Raw genomic sequence first — 22,197 nt, 5'->3', positions numbered from 1 at the left:
CGCATTCGCCGCTGCTGCGCAATTGTCCGTTTGTCGCATTGCTGTTACGAGAAAGTCGCGAATCCTGCGGGGGAATGATGGCCGACAGCGACCCAAAGTCTTGGAAGACACTGAACAAGGACCTCGAACGCATCTCCATGCTGGAGCAGGCCGCGACGCTGGTCTCGCGCCCGCTGGTGGCGCCGGGGATCGGGCTGGCCTTCATGGTTCTGGTCGGGCTGGCCGTGGCCATCTTCACCGGTCTGAGCACCACCACCGCCATCGTCATCGCGGCGGCCGTGGTCGGCGCCTATATGGCGCTCAATATCGGCGCCAACGATGTGGCGAATAATATGGGCCCGGCGGTCGGCGCACGGGCGATGACCATCGGTTCGGCCCTGGTTGTGGCGGCGGTCTGCGAGACCGCCGGCGCGCTGCTGGCCGGGGGCGACGTGGTCTCGACCGTGTCGCGCGGCATCATCTCTCCCGAAAGCGTGGCCCAGCCGGGCGTGTTCATCTGGGCGATGTTCTCGGCGCTTCTGGCCGGCGCGCTCTGGATCAACCTCGCCACCTGGATCGGGGCACCGGTCTCGACCACGCATTCCATCGTCGGCGGAGTCATGGGAGCGGGCATCGCCGCTGCCGGCTTTGCGGCGGTGAACTGGTCCACCATGGGCGCCATCGTCGCCAGCTGGATCATCTCTCCGCTCATGGGCGGGCTGATCGCGGCGGCCTTCCTCGCCTTCATCAAGATCAAGATCATCTATACCGAGGACATGATGGCCTCGGCCCGGCGCTGGGTGCCGGTGCTGATCGGCATCATGGCCGGCACCTTCGCCTCCTATCTGGCACTGAAAGGCTTCAAGAAGATCTTCCCGGTCAGCTTCGGCACCGCGATTTTTCTGGGGCTGGCCATCGGTCTTGTCACCACCTTCGCCATGCGCCCGATCATCGCCCGCCAAAGCGCCGGGCTGGAGAACCGCAAGAAGGCGCTGAAAGAGCTGTTCGCCATCCCGCTGGTGCTGTCGGCGGCGCTGCTCTCCTTCGCGCATGGCGCCAATGACGTGGCCAATGCGGTCGGCCCGCTCGCCGCAATCGTCCACGCCGTGCAGGATGGCGGCATGGGCGACAAGGTGCAGATCCCGCTCTGGGTGATGCTGATCGGCGGCGTCGGGCTGTCGGTCGGGCTGCTGCTCTTCGGCCCGAAGCTCATCAATATCGTCGGCAACGAGATCACCCGCCTGAACGCCATGCGCGCCTATTGCGTGGCGCTGTCGGCGGCCTTCACCGTCATCATCGCCTCCTGGCTCGGGCTTCCGGTCAGTTCGACCCATATCGCCATCGGCGGCATCTTCGGCGTCGGCTTCTTCCGCGAATGGTATCACGAGCGCGTCATGGGAGAGATGCGGACCGACACCGCCTCGACCCCCGAACAGCGCCGCCGCCGCAAGGTCGTGCGCCGGGCGCATTTCACCACCATCCTCGCCGCATGGCTGATCACCGTGCCGGCGGCGGCGCTGCTTTCGGCGCTGCTCTATTGGGTCTTCACCGGCATCTGGCTGTGACGATGGGGAACTGGCCCGATCTCTGGCTGATGCGGCATGGCCAGACCGAATGGAATGCCGCCGGCCGGATGCAGGGCCATATGGACAGCCCGCTGACCGCGCTTGGCCGGACCCAGGCGGCGCGGCAGGCCAGGATCATGGCCCCGGTCCTTGCCGATCCGGGCATTGCCCGCATCGCCAGCCCGCTTGGCCGCGCGGTCCAGACCGCCGGCATCGTCTTCGGCGAAAGGCCCTATGCCACCGATCCGCGCTTCCGCGAGATTTCGGTGGGCGCGTTCGAGGGCCGCACCCGCCCGGAACTGGAAGCCGCCTTCCCCGAACTGTTCGCCGAAAGCTGGCTCGGCTGGTATGACCGCGCCCCGGGGGGCGAGCGTCTGGACGGGTTGCGCGCCCGCGTGACCGCCGCGCTGTCCGATCTGAGCGGGCCTGCGGCCATCGTCTGCCATGGCATCACGCTGCGGATGATCCGGCTGGTGGTGCTGGGCTGGCCTGACAACCGGCTGGAGGAGTTGGAGGTCCGGCAGGGCGCCGTCCATCTGATGCGCGACGGCCAGCATCAGATGCTGGTCTGAGCCGGGCATGAAAAAGGGGGCCGCGATGGCCCCCTTTTCCGTTCCGTCGGTTTCACAGTCTCAGGCCGCTTCCAGCACCAGATGCGGCTGGCCGTCCGAGGTGCGCCCGATGCTGCGCCCATCTGCGTTGATCGTGGCGTTGATCCGCTTGCGCGGCACCTCCATCAGCGCCGATTGCGAGACGTTCACCGGCCTGTCGAAGGCGATGGTCAGCGCGTGGTGCTTCGGTCCGCGCTCGCTTGCCGCGATTACCCGGCCGGTAAATTCCTGACCGAGATAGCGGCCCTTCACCGCGCCGCCGAACTGCCAGAGCGGCGCCGTCTCGGCACTGGCATGGGCGGTGTTCCAGTCGCGCGCGCCGTGGCTTTGCGCGACCAGTTCCAGCGCCTGCGAATGGCTGACCGGATTGCCCGCACGTTCCAGCGCGGCGCGAAGGTTCTTCGCCTGGGATTTCATTCTGTTCAAATCATGGATCATGGCCATGGTATCACCTGTCTGCATACATGCCTGAAAGGGCGGGGCTCACATTGCCGCCAACCGGCAGGATGCCAGATGGGGGTCTCGATCTCAGGACTTCACCATGGGCTTGCACCCTGTGAGCGGCCGGGGCCTGACCCCGTGAGCGCTGATATGGGAGGACGCCCGTTCTTCGTCAAGCCCCCCTCAGGCCGGGCCGGATTCCGGGGGCTGCCGCTGTATCGACAGGGTATGCACAGGCTATGCACGCGATATGGACGGGATATGCCACCCCGAAAATTGCACAAAAAACAGGCGCCCAGAGGGGCGCCTGTGGATGGTTCTGTGGATAACTGCCCGATCAGCAGCTGTAATACATCGCGTATTCGACCGGGTGCGGGGTGTGCTCGTAGTTGTAGACCTCTTCCCACTTCAGCGCCATGTAGCCTTCCAGCTGGTCGCGGGTGAAGACATCGCCCGCCAGCAGGAAGTCCATGTCTTTCTCAAGTTCTTCAAGGGCTTCGCGCAGGCTGCCGCAGACGGTCGGGATCTCGGCCAGTTCTTCCGGCGGCAGGTCGTAAAGGTCCTTGTCCGAGGCCGGGCCCGGGTCGATCTTGTTCTTGATCCCGTCGAGACCCGCCATCAGCAGCGCCGCGAAGCACAGATAGGGGTTCGCCGAGGGGTCGGGGAAGCGGGCTTCGACGCGCTTGGCCTTCGGGCTTTCGGTCCACGGAATACGCACGCAGCCCGACCGGTTCCGCGCCGAATATGCCCGCAAAACAGGGGCTTCGAAGCCAGGGATCAGGCGCTTGTAGCTGTTGGTCGAGGGGTTGGTCAGCGCGTTCAGCGCCTTGGCATGTTTCAGCACGCCACCGATGAACCACAGCGCTTCCTGCGACAGGTCGGCATATTTGTCGCCGGCGAACAGCGGCTTGCCGTCCTTCCAGATCGACATGTTCACATGCATCCCCGAGCCGTTATCGCCCTTCATCGGCTTCGGCATGAAGGTCGCGGTCTTGCCATAGGCATCGGCGACATTGTGGATGACATATTTGTATTTCTGGATGTTGTCGGCCTGCTCGGTCAGACCGCCGAAGATCATGCCAAGCTCGTGCTGGGCCGAAGCGACCTCGTGATGGTGCTTGTCGACCTTGATGCCCATGCGCTTCATGGTGGACAGCATCTCGCCGCGGATATCCTGGGCGGCGTCGATCGGGTTGACCGGGAAATAGCCGCCCTTATGCGGGGCGCGGTGGCCGAGGTTGCCGTCCTCATAGGCGGTGTCGGTGTTCCAGGCGGCATCGACCGAATCGATCTGATAGCCGACTTTCTGCGGGGTCACCGAATAGCGCACGTCGTCGAACAGGAAGAACTCGGCTTCCGGGCCGAAATAGGCGGTGTCACCGATGCCCGAGGATTTCAGATAGGCTTCGGCCTTCACGGCGGTGCCGCGCGGGTCGCGCGAATAGGCTTCGCCGGTATCGGGCTCGGCCACGTTGCAGTGCACGCAAAGCGTCTTCTCGGCATAGAACGGGTCGATATAGACCGAGGCCGGGTCGGGCATCAGCTTCATGTCGGACTGGTCGATGGACTTCCAGCCGGCGATCGAGCTGCCGTCGAACATGAAGCCTTCTTCGAAGAAGTCCTCGTCGACCAGGTCGGCGACCAGGGTCACATGCTGCAGCTTGCCCTTCGGATCGGTGAAGCGGATGTCGACATATTCGACCCCTTCATCCTTCATCAGTTCGAGGACGTCTTTGACTTTCATGGCGCCTTTTCCTTCTTCAAGGCGGAACCGGCCAAGGCCGGTCCCAGTGTAATGGTATCTGGTTGGTAACGTGTAAGCTGTGTGGATCAGACCGCGTCGTCGCCGGTCTCGCCGGTGCGGATGCGAATCGCCTGATCGACCGGCGAGACGAAGATCTTGCCATCGCCGATCTTCTCGGTCCGGGCAGCCGAGGTGATGGCCTCCACGGCTGCGTCGATCTGGTCGTCGGGCAGGATCATCTCGATCTTGATCTTGGGCAGGAAGTCGACGACATATTCCGCCCCGCGATACAGTTCCGTATGCCCTTTCTGACGACCGAAGCCCTTGACCTCGGTGACGGTCAGGCCCTGCACGCCGACTTCCTGTAGGGCTTCTTTCACATCATCCAGTTTAAAAGGCTTGATGATCGCTTCGACCTTCTTCATCGCGGTGATCCTTCCTGCGCTTGTCTGTGACCTGCTTGCCGGGTTTGCCGTCAATCGTCCACGCGTTCAGCGTAATATGCGGGCGTTTGGGGTCAAGTTAGCCGGATATCTGCACATAATTTACGCAACATGTCGAAATTTCGCGCAGATCACCATTGCGAGACCTTCCGATCCACCTCCAGGATCCCGCTCCGCCAGGTGGGCACCGGATAGGAATCGGGCCAGTATTCGGTCTGCCGCAGGATCTGTTCGCCCCGTATCTCGTGAAAGGTGATGGCGTGGATCGAGACCTCCAGCGGGTTGTTCGAGATGCGCATGTCGGTCACCACGCGCAGCCCGGCATCCACCAGCGAGAATTCCTCGAACTCCCAGGTGCCGCCGCCGGGGAAGGCCCGGTTGATTTCGGCATATTTGCCCGGGCCACGAATGACCTCGCCGGTCTGGGGCCAGAGACCGATATAATCGGGCGCGAGCCATGTCCGCGCCGCCCTGTCGAAATCGTTGCTGCGCATCGCGGCCCAGAAGGCGCGCACAATATCAGCGCTGTTCATCAGACCTCCTGAACAAAAAAGCCGCGACCCGAGAGTCGCGGCTTTTCCGTTCAACTGCAAGGTGCAATCAAAGTTCGTCGAGCGCCTCGACCGCCTTTTCCAGATCCTCTTTCGAGACTTCCTTGTCTTTCACCTTCGCCTGCTCGGCGATGTGATCGACAACCTTGTCCTCGAAGATCGGGGCGCGCAGCTGCTGTTGCGCCTGCGGGTTCTGCTGGATGAACTCGAAGAACTGGCGTTCCTGACCCGGGAACTGACGCGCCTGCATCATCACCGCCTGGGTGAATTCCTGATCGGAAACCTGAACTTCGGCCTTCTGGCCAACTTCGGCCAGAAGCAGGCCCAGGCGAACGCGGCGCTCGGCCAGCTTCTTGTGCTCGTCGGTCGGCTCGATCGCGCCATGTTCGTGGCCATGATCGTCCGGGTGTTCCTCGTGGTAAAGCTGATGCGCGATCTGGCCGGCCTCGGCCTCGACCAGCACGTCAGGCAGATCGAACTTCACCAACCCGTCGAGCTGGTCCAGCAGGGCGCGCTTCATCACCGCGCGGCTGGCACCCTTGTATTCGGATTCCAGACGCTCGCCGATCTGCTCTTTCAGCTTGTCCAGCGATTCGGCACCGAAGCGCTTGGCCAACTCGTCGTCGATCTTGGCATCGACCGGCTTCTTGACCGCCTTGACGGTGGTCGCGAAGACGGCGTCCTTGCCGGCCAGGGCGGCATGGCCGTAATCGGCCGGGAACTGCACCTTCACTTCGACCTCGTCGCCGGCCTTGGCACCGGTCAGCTGATCCTCGAAACCGGGGATGAAGCTGCCCGAGCCCAGAACCAGCGGGTAATCCTCGGCAGTGCCGCCTTCGAACAGCTCGCCATCTACCGACCCCTTGAAGTCGATCACCACCTGATCGTCCTTGGCGGCCTTGGAGCCCTTGCGCTTGTCCTCATAGGATTTCGCGTTCTTGGCCAGATTTTCCAACGCCTCGGTGACGGCGGCGTCCTCGGCCTTCACGACCAGACGTTCCAGCTTCAGCTTGGCCAGGTCCACTTCCGGGATTTCCGGCAGGATTTCATAGGAAACGTTGACGATGACATCGTCGCCCTCTTTCCAGTTCTCGCCATCCTGCATCTCGATCTTCGGCTGCACGGCCGGGCGGTCGCCGGATTTCTCCAGATGCTCGCGCAGGGCGCCGTCGATGGAATCCTGCATGGCATCGCCCATCACGCGGGGGCCGAACTGCTTTTTCAGCATCGCCATCGGCACCTTGCCCTTGCGGAAGCCCTTCATCTCGACTTCGGGCTGGGCTTCTTTCAGTTTCTGATCGACCATGGTGGCCAGATCGGCCGCCGGGAGGGTCATCTGGTAGCCGCGCTTGAGGCCGTCGTTCTGGGTCTCTTTGACCTGCATGTCCTATCCTTCGTCATGGTGCGGGTGGAGGGACTTGAACCCCCACGCCTTGCGGCGCCAGAACCTAAATCTGGTGCGTCTACCAATTTCGCCACACCCGCAATGTCCAGTAGCGGACACCAAGGCCCGCCACGAAAATCCGCGCCGTTCTAGCAAAGCGCAGGCCGGGGCGCGAGGGGAAAATCAAGCCCCCTCGCCGAGGATCGCGGGGATCTGTTCGGGCAGGTCGTCGGCGATCAGTCCCGGCCCGAAGCGGCGGGCGGCCTCGGCATGTATATGGGCACCGAAGCGGGCGGCGTCGAAGGGCGTAAATCCGCGCGCCAGCAGTCCTGCAATCAGCCCGGAGAGCACATCGCCCGATCCGGCGGTGGCCAGTCCGGGCGCGTCCTCGGCCCGGTTCAGCGCCGATTCGCCCGAGGGCGAGGCGATGGCCGTGGCCGGGCCTTTCAGCAGCAGGGTCGCGCCAAGTTGCCTTGCGGCGCTGCGAGCGGCCTGCACCAGGCCCTCGGGATCGTCGGGAAGGTTCCGGGCCAGATCGGGCAGAAGCCGCGCGAATTCGCCGCGATGCGGGGTCAGGACGATATCCGGGCGCAGGGGCAGGGGCGCTTCCTGCCCGGCAAGGGCGGTGATCGCATCGGCGTCCAGCACCGTGGGCAGGTCTGCGGCCAGCACCGCCGGCAGAAGCGAGGCCGCGCGTGCCACCCCGCAGCCGGGGCCGATGACGATGACGCCGATCCGCCGTGCGGCGAGCAGCCCGGGCAGGTCACGCGCCTGATCGAGCGGATGGCGCATCAATGCGTCGGGTGGCCCGCAATGCTCGATCATGGCCGAGGCGGGCGGCGCGATGGTCACCAGCCCGGCACCGATCCGCAACGCCGCCCGCGCCGCAAGCCGGGCCGCGCCGCCCATGCCTGGCCCGCCGGCCACGATCAGCGCATGGCCGTGATCGTATTTGTGGCCGCCCCGCTTTTGCAGCAGGTCGATCAGGCCGGGCATCTCTGGCGCGTCGGCCATCGGTCAGAGGTTCCGCATACGCTTGTCGTTCTCGGTGCGCTCGGCCTCGGCCTCGCGCTCGGGCGTGTCGCCGCTGCGGGTGTTGAGAAATTCGTGCAGCCGGTCGGCGGCATTGCTGAAATCGCGGATGATCTCGTCGCTATTGGTCGAGACCTGGCGGAAGGCTTCCAGCGCCGTCGCCGCCGCGCCGATCAGGGCGGTCACATTGCGCGCGGCCGCGCCGATATTGTCGCCGAGGCTGGCCGTCTGCGGGGGCCGGCGGCGTCTGCGGCGCGCGCGCAGGGCGGCGGCGCGGATTTCCTCGGCGCGGTCCTCGTAATCGGCGAAATCGGCCTGGGCGCGGGCGCGCATCCGGTCGCGGGCTTCCGCATCCAGTGCCGCATAGCCCGGCGCGTGGCGGGGGCGTGGGGGTTGCCGGGGCCGGTCCTCCCTGTCGCCGGCCAGCGCATCGGCGGCGGCGCGGGCGGCAAGCGCGCCCACTGTCAGGGCCAGCCCCAGCCCGCCCCAGACAAGCAGGGTCGAGCGCAGCGATTTCGGCGCAGGGGCCGGCGGCGGATCCTCGGTCGGGATATGGTCTTCGGGAACCGGGCGCGGTCCGTGCGGCGTGTCGGAGGTGACATCGGCAAAGCGTGACATGCTGGCGGTCCCTTTCAGATCATGAGTGCTACGAAAACGAGCGGCAGGGCGGTTTCGTTCCGGTTGTGACCTGTCCCGGCGCGGATTGCCATCGGGACGGACAGTATCGTGCGGGATAAATCGCGCAGGATAAAAAAAACCGCGCCGGAAATCCCCGGCGCGGTTCTGGTCCTTGCAACGGATGGTGCGGCTTATTCGCCGGCGCCCGCCGTCGTTTCCGGGCCGTCCTCGTCGCGCGAGGCGGAACCGATATCGTCGAACAGCTCGGCGATCTCGAACTCGGCAGCGGCATCTTCTTCCGCGGCCAGATCCTGGATCGACTTGCCCGAGGCCTGCAATTCGGCCTCTTCGGTCGAGCGGGCGACGTTCAGCACGATTTCCGCCTCGACTTCCGGGTGCAGGACGACCAGCACCTTGTGCAGGCCCAACTCCTTAATCGGCGCGCCCAGAACGACCTGCTTGCGGTCGACCGAATGGCCCGATTCGTTGGCGGCATCGGCGGCGTCACGCGGGGTGACCGAGCCGTAAAGTGCGCCGGCATCCGAGGCCGAGCGGATGATGACGAAGGTTTCACCATCGAGTTTCTCGGCCAGTTTCTGCGCATCGACCTTCGATTCGTCGTTCTTGGCGACGAGGGCGGCCTTCTGCGCTTCGAAAGCGGCGATATTGGCGTCCGAGGCGCGCAGCGCCTTGCCCTGGGGCAGCAGGAAGTTACGGGCGTAACCTTGCTTGACGTTCACCACGTCGCCCATGGCGCCGAGCTTGGCCACGCGTTCCAGCAGGATGACTTGCATCGGTCTTCCTCCTTATTTCACGACGTAGGGCAGCAGCGCCAGGAAGCGCGCGCGCTTGATGGCCTGGGCCAGCTTGCGCTGGTTCTTGGCCGAGACGGCGGTGATGCGCGACGGCACGATCTTGCCACGCTCAGAGATGTAGCGCTGCAGCAGACGGGTGTCCTTGTAGTCGATCTTGGGGGCGTTATCGCCACCGAACGGATCGACCTTGCGACGACGGAAAAACGGTTTGTTCGCCATGGATCAGATCTCCTCAGTTGTCGCGGTCGCGGCGCTCGCGGCGTTCGCCACGGTCCGAACGATCACCACGGTCGCCACGATCCCCGCGCTCGCCACGCTCTTCGCGCTTCTGCATCTGGACCGAGGGGCCTTCCTCATGCGCGTCGACCTTGATCGACATCACCCGCATGACATCGTCATGCAGACGGGCGAGGCGCTCCATCTCCTGCACGGCGGCCGAGGGCGCGTCGGTGCGCAGGAAGGCGTAATGGCCCTTGCGGTTCTTGTTGATCTTGTAGGCGAGGGTGCGCACACCCCAGTATTCGCTGTCGACCACCTTGCCGCCATTATCGGCCAGCACGGTGGAAAAATGTTCGATCAGCCCTTCGGCCTGCGCATTCGACAGGTCCTGACGGGCGATCATCACATGCTCGTATAGCGGCATGTCAGACCTTTCAGGTTCAGGGCGGCTTCAACGGCGGGATAACCTTCCGCGCCCCGCCACGAGGGGCCTGCCGGTTTCGCGATTGCGGAAGGATGGGGCTTTATAGCGGCGAAGCGCGTCAACACAAGGCGATTCGTTTCGTCCCGCCAAGCGCGGGCGGAAAGCCGCCCGCTGCGCGACAGATCACGTCTCGCCTTTCGGGGTGGTCGTGATATGGCTTGCGATGGCGGGACGTCCATTGTTCGGGGGTGGAGATGGCGCTGGAAGACGCAAAGACCCAGGTCGATCAGGCCTTTACGCGGACGGACCCGCGCGGTCCCAGCTTTGAGAACGCCTTCGGTGGCGCCACCAGTTTCCTGCGCAGGCGCTATACGAAGGATCTGGCCGGTTTCGATCTGGCGGTGACCGGCATTCCCTTCGATCAGGCGGTGACCCATCGCCCCGGCACCCGCTTCGGGCCGCGCGCCATCCGCGAGGCCTCGACCCTGCAACCTTACGATCCGCCCTTTGGCTGGGGTTACGACCCGCTGACCGAGCTGGCCATCGCCGATGCCGGCGACATGGCCTTCGATTACGCCAATACCCGCGAGGTTCCGGCCCGGATCGAGGCCCATATCGGCGGTTTGCTGGATCAGGGCGTGGGCACGGTCACGCTTGGCGGCGATCACTTCATCACCCTGCCGATCCTGCGCGCCTATGCCAGGCGGCATGGCCCCGTCGCGCTGATCCAGTTCGACGCCCATTCCGATACCTGGGTCGATGACGATCCCGACCGGATCGACCATGGCACCTTCCTTTACAAGGCGATCCGAGAGGGCGTCGTCGACCCTGCCGCCAGTGTCAGCGTCGGCATCAGGACCGAGAACCCGGACACGCTCGGGGTGACGATCCTCGATGCGGCTTCGGTTCATCGGGATGGGGTAGAGGCGACGCTGGCCCGTATCCGCGAGGTGGTGGGCCAGCGGCCTGTCTACATCACCTTCGATATCGACGCGCTCGACCCCGCCTTTGCGCCGGGCACCGGCACCCCGGTCTGGGGTGGGCTGGCCAGTTGGCAGGCGGCGGCGTTGCTGCGCGGGCTGGCGGGGGTGAACCTTCTGGGCGGCGACGTGGTCGAGGTCTCGCCCCCCTATGACACGACCGGGGCCACGGCGATTGCCGGCGCCCATGTCGCCACCGAACTGATCTGCCTTTACGGCTGGACCCGGCGGCAGGCGTGACAACCTGACAGGAGGACCATATGGCAAAGCTCTTGACCCTTCTCGCATTGCTTTTCGGCGGGCTGTGCTGCCTGATCGGGCTGGCGCATATCCTTTTCGGTCCCTCGGTCATTCCCGGCAGCATTCCGGGCACGGTGACCATGGATAACGAGGATCGCTTCTATGCGACCGTCTTCCTCGGCTACGGGGTCGCGATGATCTGGGCGGCGCGCGACCTTGCCGCCCGGCGCGGCACCTTCTTCGCGCTTGTGGCGCTGTTCTTCGTTGCCGGGTTATCGCGTCTGGTCTCGGTCGCGATGGTCGGCTGGCCGGTTCCCTCGATCACCGCCTTCCTGATCTTCGAGTTGATCCTGCCGCCGCTTTTCTGGTGGATGCATCGACGCGCCTATCCGGGCTGAGCCCGGATTGCGCCTTGTCGGTCAGCCGTCGCGGCGGTAATTGCGGCACATGCTGCCCGAAGATCGCCTTGTCCAGATTTCCCAGCGTTTCGAGTTTCTCGAAGCGAAGCTGAATGCCGGCCCCGCCCCCGATGAGATCGCCGCGATCAGCCGCGAATATGCCGATCTGAAGCCGGTGGTGACCCAGATCGGCGAATGGCGCGCCGCCCGCGACGGGCTGGCCGAGGCACAGGCGATGCTCTCGGATCCCGACATGCGCGAACTGGCCGAGGAGGAGGTGACGCGCCTGAAGGCCGCGCTGCCCGCTCTGGAACAGGCGCTGCGCATCGCGCTTCTGCCCAAGGATGCCGCCGATGCCCGCCCGGCCATCGTCGAGATCCGCCCCGGCACCGGCGGCGAGGAGGCGGCGCTTTTCGCGGGCGATCTGCTGTCCATGTATCGCCGCTATTCCGAGGCTCAGGGCTGGTCCTTCCAGATGCTCGATCTGTCCGAGACCGAGCTTGGCGGGATCAAGGAAGCCTCGGCCCGGATCGAGGGCGAGGGCGTCTTCGCCCGGCTGAAATACGAATCCGGCGTGCATCGCGTGCAGCGGGTGCCGGAAACCGAATCGGGCGGGCGCATCCATACTTCGGCGGCGACCGTGGCCGTTCTGCCCGAGGCCGAGGAGGTCGATATCGACATCCCCGCCACCGATATCCGCATCGACACCTATCGCTCCTCGGGCGCGGGCGGTCAGCACGTCAACACCACCGATTCGGCGGTCAGGATCACCCACCTGCCAAGCGGGATCGTGGTCACCAGTTCCGAAAAGTCGCAGCACCAGAACCGTGCCAACGCGATGGCGGTGCTGCGTGCGCGGCTTTACGACATGGAACGCGCGCGCGCCGACAGCGAACGCGCTGCCGACCGCAAGAGCCAGGTCGGCTCCGGTGACCGATCCGAACGCATCCGCACCTATAACTTTCCTCAGGGGCGGATGACCGATCACCGGATCAACCTGACGCTCTATGCGCTCGACCGGGTGATGGCGGGCGATCTGACCGAAATCATCGACGCGCTGACCGCGCATGACCAGGCCGAGAAGCTGGCGGCGCAGGAATGACCTGGCTCGAATGGTTCGAGTTGGCCGAGGCCCGGCTGGCCGCGGCCGGAATCGAGGATACGAAACATGAGGCTCGGGCGATTGTCGCAGCGGTCATGCCGCGCAATACGCGCTTTTACATGCCGCTGACCCAGCCCGTCGATGCCGAGTGGTTGCAGGCCTTGAATGGTATCTTGGCGGCACGGGTGGCGCGCCAGCCGCTCAGCCAGATCACCGGGCTGCGCGCCTTCTGGAAGCATGAATTCCGGGTGACGCGCGATACGCTGGACCCGCGCCCGGATACCGAAACCCTGGTCGAGGCGGCGCTGAAACAGCCCTGGCAAAGCGTGCTGGACCTTGGCACCGGGACCGGCGCGATCCTGATCTCGCTTCTGGCCGACCGTCGGGGGGCGACGGGGCTGGGCACGGATATGTCCGAGGCCGCCCTTGATGTGGCGCGGGAGAATGCCTCGCTGATCGGGGTGGGCGCGCGTTTCATCAGGGCCGACTGGTTCGACGGGGTTCAGGGGCGCTTCGATCTGATCGTCTCGAACCCGCCTTATATTGCCCGATCCGAAATGGACGGGCTTCAACCCGAGGTCCGCGATTGGGAACCGCATCTGGCGCTGACCGATGGCGGCGACGGGCTGTCGGCCTATCGGGCGATCGCGGCGGGCGCGGTTGCGCACCTGAACCCGGGCGGGCAGGTTTTCGTCGAGATCGGCTGGCAGCAGGCCGCCGATGTCAGCGCGATCTTTTCCGAACATGGTGCCCGGACCGAGGTTATCCGCGATCTCGGAGCGCGCGACCGGGTGATTCGGGCAAGATTCGATACGAATCCGGCCTGAAACGTGTTAAACTCGGGCAATATTCCGCCTTCCACAGGGAAATAGTCACTTTTCGCTTGTAACGCGGGTCGTGCCGTGGTTATTGCGGCTCAAGTGATGGCGGACGGCAGTCCGCTGCGCTGACCAGCCACGACATTCTGAAGCCTTGATGCGGGTGACCGCAATCATGGGGCCAGAGCAAGTTGTCGCGGGCGAGAGGAACTTCCAGATCACTGGATAAAGTCAGGCAAATGAGATCATCGAAATCCCGTTCGCGTTCGAAGTCGAACCGTCAGCGTTCGCTCGGCAATGTTGTCAATCGTGTATTTGATTCCTCGGGGCCGGAGGGCAAGGTCCGCGGCACCCCGCAGCAGATCATCGAAAAATACCTGACACTGGCCCGTGATGCCCAACTGTCGAACGACCGTGTGGCTGAACAGTCCTTCCTGCAACATGCCGAACATTACACCCGTATGCTGGGCGAGGCGCAGCGCGAACAGGCAGAGCGTCAGCAACAGCAATTGCTGAACCAGCAGCAAAATCATCAGAACCAGCATCAATACAACCGTAACGGTGACGAACCGCAGCCCCGTCAGGCAGATGATGCGCGCGACGGCCAGAACGCGCGTAACGAGGATGGCGGCCAGCCGCGTGCCGATGCCCCGCCCGAGCGCCGCGAACAGCCGGAACCCCGGCCCGCTTCTCGGCCCGAACATGCCGCCGAGGCCGAGGTAACCCCTTCCGCTCGCCGCTCGCGCGGGCCGCGTCGTCAGGCCGCATCCTCGGCTGATGCGCCATCCGACGCCGCGCCGGTTGCATCCTCTGATGCCTTGCCCGATGCGGTCGGCACGGATGCCGATAGCGGCGAAAGCCGTGTCGAGACGCCCGAGGAAAAGGCCCCGGCCAGCCGGGCCCGCGCGCCGCGCAGTGCCAATTCCACCCCGCGAACCAGGCGCAAGCCGGCAGCCGCCGCCGCGCCGGCGGCAGATGGTGCCGAACAGGGCTGATTGCCGCAGATTGCTGTATGAGCGAAGCGGGCCGCCGATGCGGCCCGTTTTGCTTTGTCGGTGCTCAGTTCTTCTGGCGCGCGGCCTGCAACAGGCGCGCGAGGGCGCAGAAATGTTCGAGGTCGATCTCCTCGGCCCTTGCGGTGGGCGCGATGCCGGCATCTTTCAGCAGGGTCTCGATATCCGGGTGCAGGCCGCGCAACGAGGCGCGCAGCATCTTGCGCCGCTGGTTGAAGGCGGCGGCGGTGAGTTGCGACAGCGTGGCCGGATCGGCGGGAAAGCGCGGCGCAGGCAGCGCGGTCAGGTGGACCACGGCGGAATGGATCTTCGGCGGCGGCACGAAGGCCTCGGGCGGCAGGGTCATGACGATGCGGGCATCCGTGCGCCATTGCGCCAGCAGCGCCAGCCGACCGTAGGCCTTGCTGCCGGGCCGGGCCACGATGCGTTCGGCCACCTCCTTCTGGAACATCAGCGTCAGGCTGTCCCAGAAAGGCGGCCAGTTCGGCGGCGTCAACCAGCGGACCAGCAATTCGGTGCCGATATTATAGGGCAGGTTGCCGGCGATGCGGATCGGCGGCGTCAGATGCGCCAGCGGGTCGATTTCCAGCGCATCGCCATTGATGACGGAAAGCCGGCCCGGATAGGCGGCGGCGATCTCGGCCAGAGCGGGCAGGGCACGGGCGTCCTTTTCGATGGCGAGCACCCGGCGCGCGCCTTCGGCCAGCAGGCCCCGGGTCAGCCCGCCGGGGCCGGGGCCGATTTCCAGCACATCGCTGCCGGCCAGATCGCCGGCCTGGCGGGCGATCTTGGCGGTCAGGTTCAGGTCCAGCAGGAAGTTCTGTCCGAGGCTCTTTCTGGCGCGCAGATCGTGGGTCGCGATTACCTCTCGCAGCGGCGGCAGCCCGTCGATGGTGCTCATCTCGTGCCCCTGGCCCCGGCCATGTCCCAGGCCATGCGCAGGGCGGCGATGGCGCTTGCCGCATCGGCGCGGCCCTGCCCCGCGATATCGAAGGCGGTGCCGTGATCGGGCGAGGTGCGGATGAAGGGCAGACCCAGCGTGACATTCACCCCGCCGGCGAAATCCAGCGTCTTGATCGGGATCAGCGCCTGATCGTGATAGGCGCAGATCGCGCCGTTATAGCGTGTCCGGGCCGGGGCGTGGAACATGGTATCGGCGGGCAGGGGGCCGGCGATGTCGAGCCCTTCGGCCCGCAGCCGGTCCAGCAGCGGGGCGATCCAGTCGGTTTCCTCGCGCCCCATGGCGCCGCCTTCGCCGGCATGGGGGTTCAGCCCGGCCACGGCGAGGCGCGGCGCGGCAATGCCGAAATCGCGGATCAGCCCGTCGCGGGTGAGGCGGATCGCCCGTTCCAGAAGCGCGGGTGTCAGCAGGGCCGGCACTTCGGAAATGGCGACATGGATCGTGGCCGGTACCACCCGGCAGGGCGGCTGGACCGTGGTCGAGGCGAGCATCATGACCACATCCGCCCCGCCGGCGAGATGGGCGAGATATTCGGTATGGCCGGGGAAGGGGAAGCCGGCGCCGTCCTTCAGCGCCTTCTTGTTGATCGGCAGGGTGCAGATGGCCGAGGCCTTGCCCTCGCTCACCAGCGTCACGGCGCGGGCGATCACGTCGATGACGCCCTGCGCATTGGCTGGCTCCGGTCGGCCCGGTATGGCGGGGCCGGCGAAATCGTGACGCAGGACCGGCAGCACGCCTTCGGGCAGGTCAGCCTCTGGCGAGGCGATCTCGGCCCAGGCGCAACCCTGCGGCAGGTGGCGGGGATCGCCCAGCCAGACCATCGGCACGCGGGCGGCGGTCATCAGGGGCGCAAGCTCCGGTCCGATCCCGGCCGGTTCCCCGCAGGTGACGATGACCGGCCGCGCCATGTCAGGGCCTCCGGATCACCGCATCGGCGCGCAATTCGGCCAGATAGGCGTCCGAGGCGAGGCCGATCTTGCGGTTGAAGATCTGCTCGCGCACGGAATCGCGTTCGGGCAGGGCATTGGGATCGGCCTCGGTCACCGTCTCGCCTTCTGTGCTGGCGGTGGCCACGGGGCCTGCATCCAGCCCGGCCAGCAGCGCCGGGCGGCGATCGCACAGCATCAGCACCTCGCCCGCGCCGCCGCGATCCGTCACCGTCGCCTCGTTCTTGTCCATCGAGGCAAGGCGGATGGCGACATATTCCGGCACCGCGCCCTGGCTCGCATCGGTGCGCTGCACCTGCTGGTCGGGCAGGCCATTGGCGAAGACGTAAAGCTCGTCGCAGGAGCGCGCCAGCGAGGCGGCGTTCTGGGCATCGGCCATGCTGGCGAAGGTGACGGTCATGTAATCCAGCTGCTGTTCGCTGGCACCGGGGCGCAATTCGCCCTGGGTGTCGCGCAGATAGAACATCACCACCGCGCCCGGAACGGTCAGCGGCGGGGTCATCTGGCCCGGCTGCAGCCCGAGGATGATCTGGCGCAGGCTTGGCGGCATGTTCTCGACCGCCATCCATTCCAGCCGACCGCCGCGCCCGGCCGAGGGCGTGGCCGAATAGCGCCGCGCGGCATCGGCAAAGCCGCCCTCGCTGCGGACGCTGGCGCGGATCTGTTCGGCCCGGGCCTGCACGGCCTCTTCCTGGCCGGGCGGGGCGGGCATGATCAGTTCCGACAGCAGGACCTGCTTGATCAGCGGGGTCTCGACGATGCGCTTCAATGCCTGATCGACCTCGGCGTCCGAGACGCTGATCGTCGGGGCGATGCGGCGGCGGATGACCTCTCGCCAGGCGACGCCGGCCTTGACGAAATCGCGATAGGCCTGGCGGTCGACGCCATTCTTTTCCAGCACTTGAATGAACTCGCCCGTGCTCATCCCGGCGCGACCGGCGAATTCCGACAGACCCTGTTCCAGCCCTTCGTCGCTGACCTCGACGCCAAGCTGGCGGGCGGATGCCAGACGCAGACGGTCCTCGATCAGGGCCTTCTCGACCTCGGCCTCGCTTTGGTCGGGCGCGTTCAGCACCTTCATGAAGCGCTGCCGTTGCTGGATCTCGTAGCGGGTGACGACGGAATTGTTGATATAGACGACCGGCGAGAAATCCTGTGCCAGCACCGGGGCCGCGCCTGGCCCGGTCAGGGCTGCCGCGAGCGCCATGGAGATAAGAAACTGCCGCATGAAACCCATGCCCCCTTTTGATTTGCCGCCAATCTAGCGCAAGCAATTGCGCCGCGCCACCGTGCCCTTGCCGGCCGGTGCGCGCCCGAAACCGCCAAGGCGGATCGACAGGTCGATATCGGTCGAGGGATCTACCTCCTCGGTATCGGTAAAGCGCCGCGAGGCCGCCAGCTCGACACTCACGCATTCATTGCGATAGGTCAGCCCGAAGCCGGCCTTATGGGCGGTGCTTTCCTCGATATCGTAGCGACCATAGGCATTTGCCCACCAGCCCTCGGCCATTTGCCAGCCGATCTCGCTGGTCAGTTCCGACAGGTCGCGGCTGCGATCCTCGAACTGGTCGGCCTCCATCCACAGATAGCCAAGGCCGAATTGCAGCCCGGGGCGAAGCCAGCCGATGCGAAGCTCGTCCCGGGTGACGTTGAGATCGTCGTCCAGCAGCGCGCGATTGGCGATGGTCAGGCCGTTATTGTTGGCGTAATGCCCGGCAATCAGCCAGTCCGAGCGATTGCCGCGTTGCAGCAGCGATGTGGTGTTGTCGTCGCTGTTGTCGAGATTGCGGTAAACCCGCCCGGCGGCAAATGCCAGCGACCAGCCGGTCGGATCGAAGCGCGTCCAGGTGATACCCAGATTCGCCCTGAGCCCGGTTTCCTGAACGTCCCAGCCCGGATAGCGCGACAGCGAGAACAGGTTGCCCTCGTCGAATTCGACCTGCCGGCTGTCCTCGTTCGGGATATCGTCCTGATCGCGGTCGGGCGACCAGACCAGTTGCGCCACCGGTTCCAGCACATAGGAGGCATAACCGTCGCTGCCGGTCATCGGAAAGCGCAACTCGGTCGAGAGCCATGGGGTGACGCGGGTCACGGTGCGATCATAGCGGCTGTCATCGCCGATGGCGAAGATGTCGGCGTCGATCCCGGCTGCGCCCCGCGCCACCAGCCCGCCCCGCAGGATCTGCATCCGCTGCCAGTCGAACGCGATCGAGCCGCGCGCCATGTCGCGCCCGATGATATCCTTGCTGGAGGGGCGGCGATGGGCATGGACCGACCATTGCAGTTGCGCCTGCCCGCCGCCGGTCTGCCAGCGCCGGATCCACATCACGTCGGCGACCTGAGCGGGCGAGGTCGAATTGTCCTCGTCATCGCGCAGCGAGTGGTAATTGCCGACCCGCGCCCAGACCAGCTTGTCGGCGGTGACCCGCTCCAGCGTCAGCCCGCTCCACAACCGGTCGGCATCCGAGATGTCGTAATCCAGCAGATAGCCGTCATCCGAAGTGAGCTGGATCTGCAGGCCCAGCTTGTAGCCGCGCGGCAATTCCCACTGCGCGGCACCGAACAGATAGCCGCGGGTCTCGCCGTCGCGGATATCGTCGCGGGTGATGGCGCCGTTCCATTCCATCGCGCCGTTCCAATAGGCCTGGCGATAGCGCAGCATCAGCGTCGAGGTCCGCGAGGCCGAAAGATAGGGCGTCACCGTCAGGTCGGCATGTAGCCCGAGCGTCTTGAAATAGGGCACCATCACCCCGAAGCCGAGATTCGAGGTGGTGCGGAAGTTCGGGCGCAGGAAGCCCGACATGCGGTCGACCGTGGGATCGGGGGCGGTGACGCGGCCCGGCCAGGCACCGATGGGCAGGCCGAAGGCGCGCAGTTGCGGGTGGTCGAAGACCAGCACGTTCAATTCGTCGTCATGCACGATCTGACGGGCGCGCACCTCCCACAGCGGGATCGGGTCTTCGGCGCAGATCCGGCAGGAGGAGGCGACGACATGGTTCAGCGTGGTGAAGCGGCCATTGCCGGACAGAACCGCCTCGGTCGCGGCCAGTTGCATCTCGCGGGCCAGCACCGCGCGGGCACCGCGCAACATGCCCTCGCGCATGTCCTGGCTCAGCTGGGCCTCATCGGCGATCAGGATCGCCTCGTCCTCGGTGCCGGCCTGGCCGGGTCGGGTCAGGTGGATCGGGCCGGTCACGGTCATGGCCCCGGTGCCGCCGTCATAGCGGACCTGATCGGCGACAAGCCTTGCGCCCTGATACCAGACCACCACCCCGCCCGAGGCGGTCAGCGTCCGGTCGCCCGACAGCGTGATGTAATCGGCCAGCAGCGTTGCCGCGCCGCCCTCGTCCCCGGCCTGACCGCCCCCGTCCGAAATGGTCACGTCGCGCGGGCGGGTGCTGACAGAGCGGGTCAGCCGGCTGAGTTCGGTCCCGTCGGCATAGGGCGCGTTCAGATCGCGGCTCTCGGTCGGGGCAAGGGCGGGCCCATCGACATCGGCATAGGCGGGATCGGTGGTCCACCACGGCGGCTCGGTCATGTCCTGACCGAAGGCCGGGGCCGCCGCAAGGCAGAGCGATGCGATTGTCAGGCGGCTTATCATCATCCGTCCTCAAGTTGCAGCAGCGCGCCGATCGAAAACAGCAGCGCGATGACCGGCGGCGCCCAGCCCGCGAAGGCCGGCGGCAGGCCCGCGCTGTCACCCAGAACCTGCGCCATGCTGCGCAGGAAGAAAAGCGCCAGCCCGCAGGTGAAGGCGGCCATGACCAGCCCGCCGGTCTTGCGCCCGCGCATGTGGCGGATGGTGAAGACCGAGGCGACCAGCACCATCGCCGCCAGCGTCAGCGGCAGGGCCAGTTCCATCTGCAGCCAGACCCGGTGGCGCAGGGCGGAAAAGCCTGCCCGCTCCAGCCCGGCGATATAGGCCGGCAATTCCCAGACCGGGATCGCCTGCGGGCTGCCGAAGCCGTCGCGGATGCGGTCGGCGGTCAATTCGGTCGGCAGCGACATCGCGTCGGCGCGGCTGGCGGTGGCCTCGGGGTTGGGGTCGGTCAGCGACCACCGCTTGACATCGCGAAGCTGCCAGTTGCCATCGGCCAGCACCGCCTCGCGCGCCTCGATCCGGGTGGCCGGGCCGATGGTGGGCTCATAGATCACGAAGCTCGCATCATAAAGCGTGGTCGCGTCGGGGCTGCTGCGGGCGGCGCGGATCATCATCTGGCCGCCATCCTGGCCCATCGCCTGCCGCAGCCAGAGCGCGTCCTCGCTGATGCTGACGGTCTGCGTCGTGCCCGATTCGATGCGCGCCGTAGCGGCCGAGTATTTCGATTCGGTTGCCGCCACCATTGGGTTCAGCACCGCAACCGCGAATATCCCGATCAGTGCCGCCATGACCGCAGGTGCCGCCACCACGCGCAGGGCCGAACGCCCGGACGCCCGGATCGCCACCATTTCCGAGGATCGCGACAGCGCCAGAAACAGCATGATCGCCGCCAGAAGCCCGATCAGCGGCAGAATGGTATAGAAGCTGCCCGCCACTGCCAGCGCCGAAAGTTCCGCCGCATCGCCAAGCGTGATGCCATTATCGGCAAACCGCCGGATCTGTTCGACCATGTCGATCAGCAGCAGGATGGCCAGAAACACCCCGGCCAGCAGCAGGAAGGCGCGCAGGTAGCGATTGGCGACATAGCGGGCCAGGATCATGTCGCAGCCTCGACGTCATGAATGCCGGGTCGCGGTTTGCGCGGCCGGGCCGCCAGCCACAGAAGCGTGATGCAGATCGCGGTGCCGACAAGCGCCGGCAGGTAGACGAGCGGCCATTTCGCGGCATCCTCGCCCGCCTGGCTCGCGGCCCAGTTGCTCAGCAGTTGCACGAAGATCAGCGCGACCACGGCCCAGGCGATCTGGCGCCAGACCCCGAAGCGAGAGAAGCCGCCGACCAGAAGCGCGGCAAAGCCCAGCATCGCCGCCACGGGCGACAGCAGGGGCTGGGCGATCCGCTCATGCGCTTCCAGCCGGGCCTGGGCCGGCGTGGCCCCGGTCGCGTCGAGCAGCGCCTGATCGGGCAACATCAGCCGTTTCGTCGAATAATCGCGCAGGTCGCGCCCGCTTTTCGACGATCCGCCGAACATCGCGGCCAGATCATAGGCCATGTCGTCGAAGCGCGTCACCGAAAGGCGCTGCGCGGTCTCGCCCGGTCGCAGCGACTGGATCATCCCGTTCAGCATGATCAGCTTGGGGCCGGTCTCGGATTTCACGATCAGCGCCTTCTCGGCGCTGTAGGAGGTGGCAACCTCGCCATTGCGCGCATCTTCAAGGAAGACGCCCTCAAGCTCTCCCACCGGGGAAATCTCTCGGATGAACAGGGTGATGCCGCTGACCGGGTATTGAAAGACGCCCGGCCGCATGAACTGCGCGGTCACGTTCTCGGCGATCTGGTCCTGCCGTGCCGCCAGCTGCGCCCGCGCCGCAGGCACAAGCGCATGGACCAGCACCGCCACCATGAGGCTGACCAGAAAGCCGAAGATCAGCACCGGCCGCGCCAGCCGCCAGGGAGAAAGGCCGGCGGCCTGCATGGCCACAAGCTCGGATTCGCCGGACAGGCGGTTGGTGCCATAGGCGGTGGCCGCGAAGGCCGCGACCGGCAGCACGACCGAGATCACCAAGGGCAGCGTCAGCAGGGTGAATTCCAGCACCACGAGCGCGGTCTGGCCGTCGCCGATCAGGCGTTCGAACAGCGACACGGCGCGGTTCACCCAATAGACCGCGACCAGCACGAGCGCGAAGAAGCCGAAGAAGATCAGCATCGTTTTCAGAATGTAACGGTCGATGCTGGTCATGCACACGGTCCTTCGGGCTGCGACCTGATTAGCCCCTGTCGCGGCTTTGGGGAAGCCCGGCCTTTATCCGGGGAT

The 22,197-nt window shown here is 65.9% G+C and carries 23 protein-coding genes and 1 tRNA gene; 7 read left to right on the top strand and 17 right to left on the bottom strand.

The annotated features are described in order from the left end of the window. The first annotated feature begins 77 nt into the window (after nt 1–77). Both Q0330_RS17195 and Q0330_RS17190 read left to right on the top strand, forming a co-directional pair. Nucleotides 78–1,544, top strand: a complete 1,467-nt coding sequence (locus tag Q0330_RS17195; protein ID WP_299482755.1) for an inorganic phosphate transporter — start codon at nt 78–80, stop codon at nt 1,542–1,544. A 2-nt stretch (nt 1,545–1,546) separates the two neighbouring features. Then, nucleotides 1,547–2,116, top strand: coding sequence for a histidine phosphatase family protein (locus Q0330_RS17190; RefSeq protein ID WP_299482389.1), 570 nt, complete (start codon nt 1,547–1,549; stop codon nt 2,114–2,116). A gap of 60 nt (nt 2,117–2,176) precedes the next feature. On the opposite strand, the gene Q0330_RS17185 is transcribed toward Q0330_RS17190, so the two are convergent. The 11 genes from Q0330_RS17185 to rpsF form a co-directional block, all read right to left on the bottom strand. Beyond that, nucleotides 2,177–2,593, bottom strand: coding sequence for a glyoxalase superfamily protein (locus Q0330_RS17185; protein ID WP_299482386.1), 417 nt, complete (start codon nt 2,591–2,593; stop codon nt 2,177–2,179). 340 nt (nt 2,594–2,933) lie between these two features. Next, nucleotides 2,934–4,340, bottom strand: a complete 1,407-nt coding sequence (glnA, locus tag Q0330_RS17180; RefSeq protein ID WP_299482383.1) for a type I glutamate--ammonia ligase — start codon at nt 4,338–4,340, stop codon at nt 2,934–2,936. Between the two features lie 86 nt (nt 4,341–4,426). Further along, entirely contained in the window at nt 4,427–4,765 is a 339-nt protein-coding gene (locus Q0330_RS17175; RefSeq protein WP_299482380.1) for a P-II family nitrogen regulator, read from the bottom strand. Nucleotides 4,766–4,914: 149 nt separating this feature from the next. Beyond that, the gene (locus tag Q0330_RS17170) at nt 4,915–5,316 is read right to left on the bottom strand and encodes a nuclear transport factor 2 family protein (RefSeq protein WP_299482377.1); all 402 of its coding nucleotides are present in this window, start codon (nt 5,314–5,316) and stop codon (nt 4,915–4,917) included. A 67-nt stretch (nt 5,317–5,383) separates the two neighbouring features. Beyond that, nucleotides 5,384–6,718, bottom strand: a complete 1,335-nt coding sequence (tig, locus tag Q0330_RS17165; protein ID WP_299482374.1) for a trigger factor — start codon at nt 6,716–6,718, stop codon at nt 5,384–5,386. 16 nt (nt 6,719–6,734) lie between these two features. Beyond that, a tRNA-Leu gene (locus Q0330_RS17160) sits at nt 6,735–6,819 on the bottom strand. Nucleotides 6,820–6,901: 82 nt separating this feature from the next. Next, on the bottom strand, nt 6,902–7,732 hold the full coding sequence (locus Q0330_RS17155; RefSeq protein ID WP_299482371.1) for an NAD(P)H-hydrate dehydratase: 831 nt from the start codon (nt 7,730–7,732) through the stop codon (nt 6,902–6,904). Nucleotides 7,733–7,735: 3 nt separating this feature from the next. Further along, on the bottom strand, nt 7,736–8,368 hold the full coding sequence (locus Q0330_RS17150; protein ID WP_299482368.1) for a hypothetical protein: 633 nt from the start codon (nt 8,366–8,368) through the stop codon (nt 7,736–7,738). 191 nt (nt 8,369–8,559) lie between these two features. Next, on the bottom strand, nt 8,560–9,162 hold the full coding sequence (gene rplI, locus Q0330_RS17145; RefSeq protein ID WP_299482365.1) for a 50S ribosomal protein L9: 603 nt from the start codon (nt 9,160–9,162) through the stop codon (nt 8,560–8,562). Nucleotides 9,163–9,174: 12 nt separating this feature from the next. Further along, on the bottom strand, nt 9,175–9,402 hold the full coding sequence (rpsR, locus tag Q0330_RS17140; protein ID WP_090520233.1) for a 30S ribosomal protein S18: 228 nt from the start codon (nt 9,400–9,402) through the stop codon (nt 9,175–9,177). A 13-nt stretch (nt 9,403–9,415) separates the two neighbouring features. Then, the gene (gene rpsF, locus Q0330_RS17135; RefSeq protein WP_299482361.1) at nt 9,416–9,826 is read right to left on the bottom strand and encodes a 30S ribosomal protein S6; all 411 of its coding nucleotides are present in this window, start codon (nt 9,824–9,826) and stop codon (nt 9,416–9,418) included. A 254-nt stretch (nt 9,827–10,080) separates the two neighbouring features. On the opposite strand from rpsF, the gene speB reads away from it, so the two are divergent. From speB to Q0330_RS17110, 5 genes are all read left to right on the top strand, one after another. Continuing rightward, nucleotides 10,081–11,046, top strand: coding sequence for an agmatinase (gene speB / locus Q0330_RS17130; protein ID WP_299482358.1), 966 nt, complete (start codon nt 10,081–10,083; stop codon nt 11,044–11,046). 20 nt (nt 11,047–11,066) lie between these two features. Further along, entirely contained in the window at nt 11,067–11,444 is a 378-nt protein-coding gene (locus Q0330_RS17125; RefSeq protein ID WP_299482355.1) for a DUF4345 domain-containing protein, read from the top strand. Nucleotides 11,445–11,493: 49 nt separating this feature from the next. Then, nucleotides 11,494–12,546, top strand: a complete 1,053-nt coding sequence (gene prfA / locus Q0330_RS17120; protein WP_299482352.1) for a peptide chain release factor 1 — start codon at nt 11,494–11,496, stop codon at nt 12,544–12,546. Continuing rightward, on the top strand, nt 12,543–13,373 hold the full coding sequence (gene prmC / locus Q0330_RS17115; RefSeq protein ID WP_299482349.1) for a peptide chain release factor N(5)-glutamine methyltransferase: 831 nt from the start codon (nt 12,543–12,545) through the stop codon (nt 13,371–13,373). Before prfA ends, prmC begins: the two co-directional genes overlap by 4 nt. Nucleotides 13,374–13,603: 230 nt before the next feature. After that, nucleotides 13,604–14,359: a DUF4167 domain-containing protein gene (locus Q0330_RS17110; protein ID WP_299482347.1), complete on the top strand. Its 756-nt coding sequence runs from the start codon at nt 13,604–13,606 to the stop codon at nt 14,357–14,359. A gap of 64 nt (nt 14,360–14,423) precedes the next feature. Here Q0330_RS17110 and rsmA read toward each other — a convergent pair whose 3' ends face one another. Genes rsmA through lptF form a run of 6 tightly spaced genes read right to left on the bottom strand, consistent with a single transcriptional unit; the run spans nt 14,424 to nt 22,122 of the window. After that, the gene (rsmA, locus tag Q0330_RS17105; protein WP_299482344.1) at nt 14,424–15,278 is read right to left on the bottom strand and encodes a 16S rRNA (adenine(1518)-N(6)/adenine(1519)-N(6))-dimethyltransferase RsmA; all 855 of its coding nucleotides are present in this window, start codon (nt 15,276–15,278) and stop codon (nt 14,424–14,426) included. Beyond that, nucleotides 15,275–16,246, bottom strand: a complete 972-nt coding sequence (pdxA, locus tag Q0330_RS17100) for a 4-hydroxythreonine-4-phosphate dehydrogenase PdxA (protein ID WP_299482341.1) — start codon at nt 16,244–16,246, stop codon at nt 15,275–15,277. Before pdxA ends, rsmA begins: the two co-directional genes overlap by 4 nt. A gap of 1 nt (nt 16,247) precedes the next feature. Further along, nucleotides 16,248–17,513 carry a peptidylprolyl isomerase gene (locus Q0330_RS17095; RefSeq protein ID WP_299482338.1) on the bottom strand — a complete coding sequence of 422 codons (1,266 nt, stop codon included), beginning with the start codon at nt 17,511–17,513 and terminating at the stop codon, nt 16,248–16,250. A 33-nt stretch (nt 17,514–17,546) separates the two neighbouring features. Next, nucleotides 17,547–19,886: an LPS assembly protein LptD gene (lptD, locus tag Q0330_RS17090; RefSeq protein ID WP_299482335.1), complete on the bottom strand. Its 2,340-nt coding sequence runs from the start codon at nt 19,884–19,886 to the stop codon at nt 17,547–17,549. Then, on the bottom strand, nt 19,886–20,986 hold the full coding sequence (gene lptG, locus Q0330_RS17085) for an LPS export ABC transporter permease LptG (RefSeq protein ID WP_299482332.1): 1,101 nt from the start codon (nt 20,984–20,986) through the stop codon (nt 19,886–19,888). Before lptG ends, lptD begins: the two co-directional genes overlap by 1 nt. After that, nucleotides 20,983–22,122 (bottom strand): LPS export ABC transporter permease LptF, encoded by a 1,140-nt coding sequence (gene lptF, locus Q0330_RS17080; RefSeq protein WP_299482329.1) that lies wholly within the window; start codon nt 22,120–22,122, stop codon nt 20,983–20,985. Before lptF ends, lptG begins: the two co-directional genes overlap by 4 nt. Nucleotides 22,123–22,197: the final 75 nt, after the last annotated feature.

Source organism: uncultured Paracoccus sp. (genome assembly GCF_937873615.1).
Lineage (GTDB): Bacteria > Pseudomonadota > Alphaproteobacteria > Rhodobacterales > Rhodobacteraceae > Paracoccus.
Note: the sequence above shows the minus strand (reverse complement) of the source record. Positions and strands in the feature narration are given on the sequence as shown.